The 7,663-nt window shown below is 65.4% G+C and carries 4 protein-coding genes; 1 reads left to right on the top strand and 3 read right to left on the bottom strand.

The genetic code is table 11. The features are described from left to right. Window positions 1-759: 759 nt before the first annotated feature. Window positions 760-1,002, bottom strand: coding sequence for a tetratricopeptide repeat protein (locus tag ACTWPT_RS59210; RefSeq protein ID WP_443186342.1), 243 nt, complete (start codon window positions 1,000-1,002; stop codon window positions 760-762). 776 nt (window positions 1,003-1,778) lie between these two features. Between ACTWPT_RS59210 and ACTWPT_RS59205 the strand changes: the two genes are divergently transcribed. Further along, the gene (locus ACTWPT_RS59205) at window positions 1,779-4,487 is read left to right on the top strand and encodes an RICIN domain-containing protein (RefSeq protein WP_443186341.1); all 2,709 of its coding nucleotides are present in this window, start codon (window positions 1,779-1,781) and stop codon (window positions 4,485-4,487) included. Between the two features lie 669 nt (window positions 4,488-5,156). Here the strand turns inward: ACTWPT_RS59205 and ACTWPT_RS59200 are convergent. Then, window positions 5,157-5,654, bottom strand: a complete 498-nt coding sequence (locus ACTWPT_RS59200) for a hypothetical protein (protein ID WP_443186340.1) — start codon at window positions 5,652-5,654, stop codon at window positions 5,157-5,159. A gap of 283 nt (window positions 5,655-5,937) precedes the next feature. Next, complete coding sequence (locus ACTWPT_RS59195; RefSeq protein WP_443186339.1) at window positions 5,938-7,203, bottom strand: IS110 family transposase; 1,266 nt, start codon at window positions 7,201-7,203, stop codon at window positions 5,938-5,940. Window positions 7,204-7,663: the final 460 nt, after the last annotated feature.

Raw genomic sequence — 7,663 nt, 5'->3', positions numbered from 1 at the left:
CTGGTCCGCGCCGGGGCGAAGTTCCGCAAGGGCAAGCTCGTCGAACGCCCCGAGGACTCACCAACGATCGAAGACTCCCAGAAAGCCGCTTAAAAGATCTTGATCCACAGGTATTGACGATTGCTCCGACGAAGGCGGGCGCACGGTATGGGCGCTCATCCCTCTCGCTTCGGCCGGCCAGCCCACATGAGCGACTGCCTGTCTCCACACCTTCCTGAGCCAGAGCCGAACCACACACGGCTGACCTGGTTCAAGGCCCGCATGGAGCCACGACAGCGAACGCTTGCCTGGACCTGTCACTGCGAGATGGTCTTCCACGAACTGTGCGCCGCAGGTGGACAGTTCTTCCTGCGGCGCACAAACCTTGCCACTGATGAGGTCTACGAGACCCATCGCATGCGTATCCGAGATGGAGACGCCTTGTGGCAGGCGCTACTGCAGGGCCGAGCCCGGTAGGACAACCGGAGCGCTCAGCAAGATCACCGGCACGGGATCATCTGCTGGATGAGAACTTTCTCTACGGTTTTAAAGGCGGCCCGCTCCGCGGCCCGCCGGGCGCGCCGGACGGCCGCGTGCCCGGCTGCGGCTCTTCGGCCGGTCCGGGCACGCACCGCCCCGCGCGCCCGAAAGGTCAGCAGAAGTCCACTGAACGCCGTGACGATCGCCCACTTCGCTTCTCGCCATAGGTGGCCAGGGCGATCGGCTGCCGCGGCCCTCCTGCGTCGGGCCTTGCCATCGGGCAACGTGGGCAAGGTCCTGCTAATCTTCCGGATCTGATGCCGCACCAGGTGGCATGAGACGGTTTGCTTCCTGATGAGCTTGTGAAGCCTCAGCTGCGCGGCCCAGCTCCGAGAAGGTGATGCCGAGGTTGGACAGCGAGCGGGCGAGGTGGAGGCGGTAGCGCTCGGCCAGCTCCCGGTAGAGGATGACGGCCTGTTCGGCCGGGGGCAGGGCGTCGGTCGGGCGGCCCAGTGCCGAAAGATGCAGGCCAACACCTAACAACCACCGTGCCCGCTCCCTGCTCCGTCGGCAACGACAAGATCATCATTCATCGGATCTATTACGACCAGTTGGAGCTGTATAGCCAGCTTGATGGCGAACTCGTCTTCGGCGGTCCCTCACCGGCATAGCCCGGCGTGCGGTCGAACTCCGCATGCCGTAAGCGGGGGCCCTGCCTGGCAGGCGAGCAGGAAAACTGGTCGCCGACGTGTTGTGGACGCAACGGTCGCCCGAGTTCGGCGGTGAAGACGCAACCGCTGTCGCCGCTGTTGTAGCGGTGCAGGAAGTCTCCGAGGGCATCGGTCCGTTCGTCATTGCTGGCGTAGGGCCGTAGGTGGGCCCATTCCTCTACCAGGCGCCCGAAGGCATCGAATCGATCCGTTTAACTGTGAAAGTTCGACACAGGTCTGGATGGTCCTGAGCATGCCGATTCTCGATCTTGGAACCGTGTTCGAGGCGTCCAACGCTGCCTGAAAATTACACGACGTCTAGGACCGCGTGATCTCATCAGGCGTGATGGGAGCCAGACGGCCGAAGTGATTTGATCTCTGTGGAACCCTGAGCATTGACAGGTGGGAGTTTGGGCCTTATTCGTGATGTTCGGCCATGCCGTCGAACCGATACGACGCTCCCATTACGAGGAGACAGGATGCCCCCTCAAGCCGTCGGCTTTCGCCGACGAACGGCGACGGCCTGAACGGCCGGGCGGTGGCGCCCGCGGAGGGGCGGCCGGACCCGGGAAGTGCCTCACAAACGGGATTCACCCGAAAGGATTACCGATGAAGCGGAGCGATCCCTCCTCCCGTCCTCGACGTACGGCGAGCAGGTGGCCGGCTGTGGTGGCGGCCTTGCTGGTCGCGTTGATCGGGGGTCAGCCGGCTGTGGCGGCACAGCGGTCAGCGTCGTCGGAATCCACCGCGTCGAAGTCCACCGCGTCGGTCGCCGCCGCCGCTGGAGACCTCGACGGCTTCACCGCGGGCAATGCCGCGGTCGCCTCGGTCGATCTGGCCGGGACGTGGAGCTTCACTCCGGCGGGCCGGTCGACGACGTCGATCAAGGTGCCCGGAGGTGGCTGGTACAAGCAGGGGTTCACCGATGTGTCCCAGGCGGTGTACTCGCGTACGGTGACGGTGCCGGACTCGGGGCAGCCGCAGTCGGCGTGGATCGAGTTCGGCGCCGTGAACCACCAGGCAACGTTGTCGGTGGATGGCCGGGTGGTCGCGACGCAGACCACGGCCTTCACTCCGTCGAAGTTCGACATCAGTGCCTACGCCGCCCCGGGCACCACTCATACGCTCAGCGTCGACGTGAAGGGCCGCGGCGCGTTGAAGGCATCCAACGGCCGGTACCTGGTGCCCGACGCCGCTGAGTGGTCCGAGGCGGTCCCCCAGGGGATCTACCGTTCGGCGTTCCTGCGGGTGTACCCGGCGGTGTACGTCAGCGACACATTCGTGCGTACGTCGGTGGCGAACAAGACGTTGAGCTACGACGTGTCGGTGCGTAACACGTCGGGCAGTTCCCGGTCGGTGACGTTGACCGGGGCGCTGTCGTCCAACAACGGAACGGCTTTCAGCTACCCGGAACTGCCCAGCCGTACGGTCACCGTGGCGGCCCACTCGACCGGGACCGTGACCGTCGGGCCGGTCGCGTGGAACCTCGACAGCACCTCGTACTGGTGGCCCAACGTGCCGTACCGGTCGGGGTACCGGGCGCAGCTGCACCGGCTGACGGTGCATGCCGACACCGATGACGGGCACACCAGCGACGCCACGTACCGGTTCGGGTTCCGGGAGGCCACCCAGAACGGTGAGTACTACTACCTCAACGGCGTGCGCGTGAACTTCCGCGGCGACAACCTCCAGGGTGCCGACTACGACCGGATCAACAACGGAGGCAAGGGCGACGCCTTCGACACGCTGCCCGGATTCCTTCCGCCTTCGTCGGGCAACGGCGGCTGGCCGCAGGCCGTGGACAACTACCAGCGGCTCAACTACAACGTGGTGCGCATCCACCAGGAGCCGGCCAGCCCGTACATGTTGGATGTCGCCGACGAGATGGGCCTGATGATCATCGACGAGGTCGCGATCCGCGGCTCCCAGTCCGGGCAGGATTGGATCTCCGGGCACGACAACATGGTCAACCACGCCCGTGCGCTGGTCCTGCGCGACCGCAACCACCCCGCGGTCATCCGCTGGAGTCAGAACAACGAGCCGAACCAGAGCGGCCAGGATTCCGAACAGTTCGAGAAGGACCTGTACGCGGCGATGAACGGCGCCGACGGCACCCGGCCGGTCATTGTCGAGCTGGGCGTCGGCGCGAATCTCAACATGTATCCCGGGATGACGTACGCCAACTTCGCGGTGATCTCGCACTACGTCGACGGCTTCGGCAGGTACGGGGAGGGCCTGATCACCGTGAATGGGCGGCCCGACGGCGAGGGCGAGTACATCTGGCCGGCATGCAACAACAAGCAGGGCTTCGAGTGGTTCGCCACGGCAACCCTGGCCAAGCGCGGCAAGAACGCCACCGACCTGCGTCCGTACACGCTGCTGTCCGCCTGGGCCAGCGTCGTGCCCGGAGTGCGGAGCACCGACTTCACCCCGGAGGAGGGCGGTCACCCTATCTACGGCGCGGACAACCTCCCGGACCCCTGGAGCAACCCGCAGATCCAGCGCGTGCAGGCGGCGTTCAACCCGGTGGCCGCGGTCGACCTGCCGTTCTGGTCGGCCTCCGGCGCCTCGGACGCGAACGGCACCTTCCCTCTGCCGCAGGCCGTGCCCACCTACGCCCGGAACGCCACGGTCACCCGCAACATCACCGTCTTCAACGACGACTTCGCCGACACTTCGGTGGGCTTCACCTGGACGGCGCGGCTCGACGCGCCGGACGGCGCGGTCGTCGCGTCCGGAAGCACGACCCTGACCGTCCCGCTCGGCTCGCGGGTCACCCAGCCGGTCACCTTCACCACACCGGCGAGCGGCTCACGGGTGTACCTGGTACTGACGACCACCAAGTCGGGCGCCACGACGTTCAGCGACGCGGTCGAGTACTTCAACCTCGGCGGAAGCGGACCCGCACCGGGCAACTACCGCATCGTCAACCGCAACAGCGGCAAGCCGCTCGCTGTCGCGGGCAACTCCACCGCGGACGGTGCCAAGGTGGTCCAGCAGAGCGGCACCGCCACCTGGACCATCGCCACGACCTCCGACGGCTCCTACACCCTCAAGTACGTCCCGAGTGGAAAGGTGCTCGACGTCAACGGCGGCAGCAGCACGGCCGGGCTGCAACTGCAGCAGTGGACGGCCAACGGCGGCACCAACCAGAGGTGGTATCTGCGATCCACCGGCAACGGCTACTACACCATCGTCAGCTACGGCAGCGGACTGGTGGCGGACGTCTCCGGTGCGGCGACGAGCGACGGGGCGCAGGTCGTGCAGTGGGCCGCCAACGGCGGGGCCAACCAGCAATGGCAACTGAACCCGGCCTGACCGGACGCCCCGGTTCTCGCCTGCTGCCGCGGCGTTGACCGCTACCCCTGGCCGCTCGGCCCTGCGGCCAGGGGTAGCGGCGAGATGTCAACTCCGAACGTCGGCAAGCGACCACCACCGAGCACCTTGTCTCCGCTCCCATCGGTACGGGCTGGCAGACCACCGCAGTGAACGCATCGAACCGCCTCGCTCGCGAGCGGTAGGCGCTCGTCATTGATCGAACCCCCATGGGGGTTCGATCAATGACGGCTCAATGGACCTCCACGCTGATGGAGGTTCCGCAACCGTCGGCCAGCTCCTACAACCATGAGGAGATCCACATGGCTTGTTCGCACAGCTCGGGGGGCCGCAGCGTTCGACGGTCCATGGTGATGGGCGCCACGGCCGTCGTGTTGGTTCAATCACCGCCGCCATCCCTATGAGGGGCGTTATGGAATCGCAGTCCGAGCAAGAACGCCAGAGGGGAAAGCATGTTGGCCATCGCCTTCATCGCGCATCCCCGTGGGGGCGATAAGCCGCCTCGGTGCGCCGGGTGATGATCTTGCTAACGCGGATGCTAACTGCGTTCCGAGACGGCCGTAGACGTCGACAGAAGACGATCAAGCCAATCAGCCCGCTGAGCAGGCAGGAAGAGACGCTGAGGGACAAGAGTAGACGATCTTCTTCCGGCTACGGAACAGAAGGTGAGGGCTGTGTGGGCCAGAATTGCAGCCGGTATGCCTCCAGTCCTTCGGGAGGCCGTTCTCTGGGGTACCGGGCACCAGGGCCTGGGCGGACGCTTGCGCGCACGAACCAGCTACGTGCTTGATCGCGCAGGTCTATGAGGTTGCCGGAGGAGTGACCGTGGACTCCGATCACTTGCAATTTGCCCGAGCTGGAGTAGAGCTCTGCCGTCTCGCTCCTGGTCCACTGGTCATCGTCGGCGGGTGGTCGCCCGTCCCAGAGTTCTAGCGTGACGTCGATGACGTGCCAGGAATTCGCTTGGCTGGTGACGATGGCGACATTCGCGGTGGTGAGGAACCAGTCTGTCGGGTTGGCTCGGTCTGAGAGCTCCCAAAGATCCTCGGCACCTTCCGGCTGCCCGTTGGCCCCGTCGAGGTCCATGATCATAAAGTTGAAGGACCAGACCGTGACTGTGTCCGGGAGGCGTTCGATCAGATGGGACATCGACGTCCTTGGCATGGGGCGGACGAGGCAGGCCGATGTTATCTCTAAGCGATCATGTGGTGCGACCGACCACGGTTCCAGAGGAATAGGGTGACAGCAGCGTTGACAGCAACGTCCTCACACGTGGACTCACCTCGGCTACCGTCCACTACCCTCTGACCACGGTCTCTGCTACCCGACCAGGGTGATTGGTCCGCCTGGCTCGAAAATCGGTGAGTTCGTGGGCAGGCGGCAGCGAACCTCGGCCAGTGATGTCGGCCAGGTTCCGGGAGATCGGGTGTGGTCAGGCGACTTCTTGCAAGGTGACGGTCTTGCCGGTGAGGCGTTCGAGCTGGCGGATGAGGTCACGTTCGCGGCGCTGGGTGGCGATGCGGGACTGGTAGAAGTCAGGTCCGAGGTCGTGGTAGCGGGCGGTGGGGTCGGACAGCAAGTGCCAGACGATCGTCAGGACGGAGTTGCCGAGGGCGACGATGGCGCGTTTTCGTCCGCGGCGTTTGGACAGTCGCCGGTAGCGCTCACCGAGGAAGGTGTTGGAGCGGGAGGTGACCGCGACGATCTCGGCCAGGGTGGCGGCGAGCCAGGGGTTGCCCTTGCCGGTGGAGCCGCCTTTCTTCTTGCCCGCGGAGTTGTTGTCGATCGGGGCGAATTTGGCCCAGGAGACCAAGTGGCCAGCGGTGGGGAAACGGCTCATGTCGATGCCGATCTCGGCGATGAGTTCCTGGGCGGCGATGGCGCCGACGCCGATGATCTCATCCAGTTGGGCGACCGCAGCGGCATATGGGGCGATCTTTTCCTCGATCCGGCGGGAGACGGCCTCGATCCGAGAGGTGAGGTCGTCGATGCGGTCGGTCATCAGCTGGCATAAGAAGGCGTGCTCGTCGGTGAAGTGGCCGGTGAGCGCCTCTTGCAGCGCAGGGATCTTGGAGCGCATCGGGCCGCGCGCCATCTGGGCAAGGGTCTTGGGGTCGCGCTGGCCGTCGATCAGCGCTTGGAGCATCTCGCGGCCGGAGACGCCGAAGACGTCGCTGATCACGCTGGACAGTTTGATCTGTGCATCTTCCAGCAGTTTCTCCACACGCTGCTTTTCGCGGGTGCGTTCGCGGACCAGGCTGCGCCGGTAGCGGGTCAGGTCGCGCAGCTGGCGGATCGGCTTGGGGTGCACCAGGCTGGGCCGGCACATCCCGCGTTCGACGACCTTGGCCAGCCAGACCGCGTCCAACTTGTCGGTCTTGGGGCGGCCGGGCACGTTCTTGACGTGCTTGGCGTTCAGCAGCCAGCAGGTGAAGCCTTCGGCTTCGAGAAGGTAGTAGACCGGCTTCCAGTAATCCGACGTGGCCTCCATCGCCACCAGGGTGACGCTCTGGCAGCGCAGCCAATCCGCGAGCGCGAGCAGGGAGGCGGTCAGCGTGGTGTACTCGCGCACCTCCTGACGCCGCCGTCCGGGCTTGTCCTCGCTCGGTACGCGTACGCATACCACCAGGCCGCTCTTGCCGATGTCGATCGCGGCGACCCGCTCCACGAGCTCCAGCGGCTCGTTGGTCTCTTGCACCTATATCCCTCGTCTCCTCCGTGGCCAGCATGGGTGGTTGCCCAGGGAGCCGGTAGGGGAAGTCAAGAGCCGGGCTCTCGTGCTCGAAGCGACAATCCAGGGCCCCTTCAGGCGGCTCCCGGCGTCAGACTGAAAACCGGCCTCGACCAGGCACCAGGCGGACTCGACGTCGGCGGGCAACCACCCCCGATTTTCACGCCCGCAGGGCGTGCGCGCAGCCACATCAAAGACTGAAAAGCGGAAGGTCGGCGGTTCGACCCCGCCCCTGACCACCACAAGTGACCAGTACGAAGAAGCCCCGAAGCGAATTCGCTCCGGGGCGTTTTTGTGTCTGCGGTACCTGTCAATTTGATCAAGGCAGTTGAGCTGGGCTAATTCTGTGTCGACTTCTCTGTGGCGTCCTCGTTCTGTGTTTCGGTCTTGGGCTTGTTGATCCAGGCGGGGCCGGGCAGGGCGGGTG

The organism is Nonomuraea sp. 3N208, assembly GCF_052245935.1.
GTDB lineage: Bacteria > Actinomycetota > Actinomycetes > Streptosporangiales > Streptosporangiaceae > Nonomuraea.
Note: the sequence above shows the minus strand (reverse complement) of the source record. Positions and strands in the feature narration are given on the sequence as shown.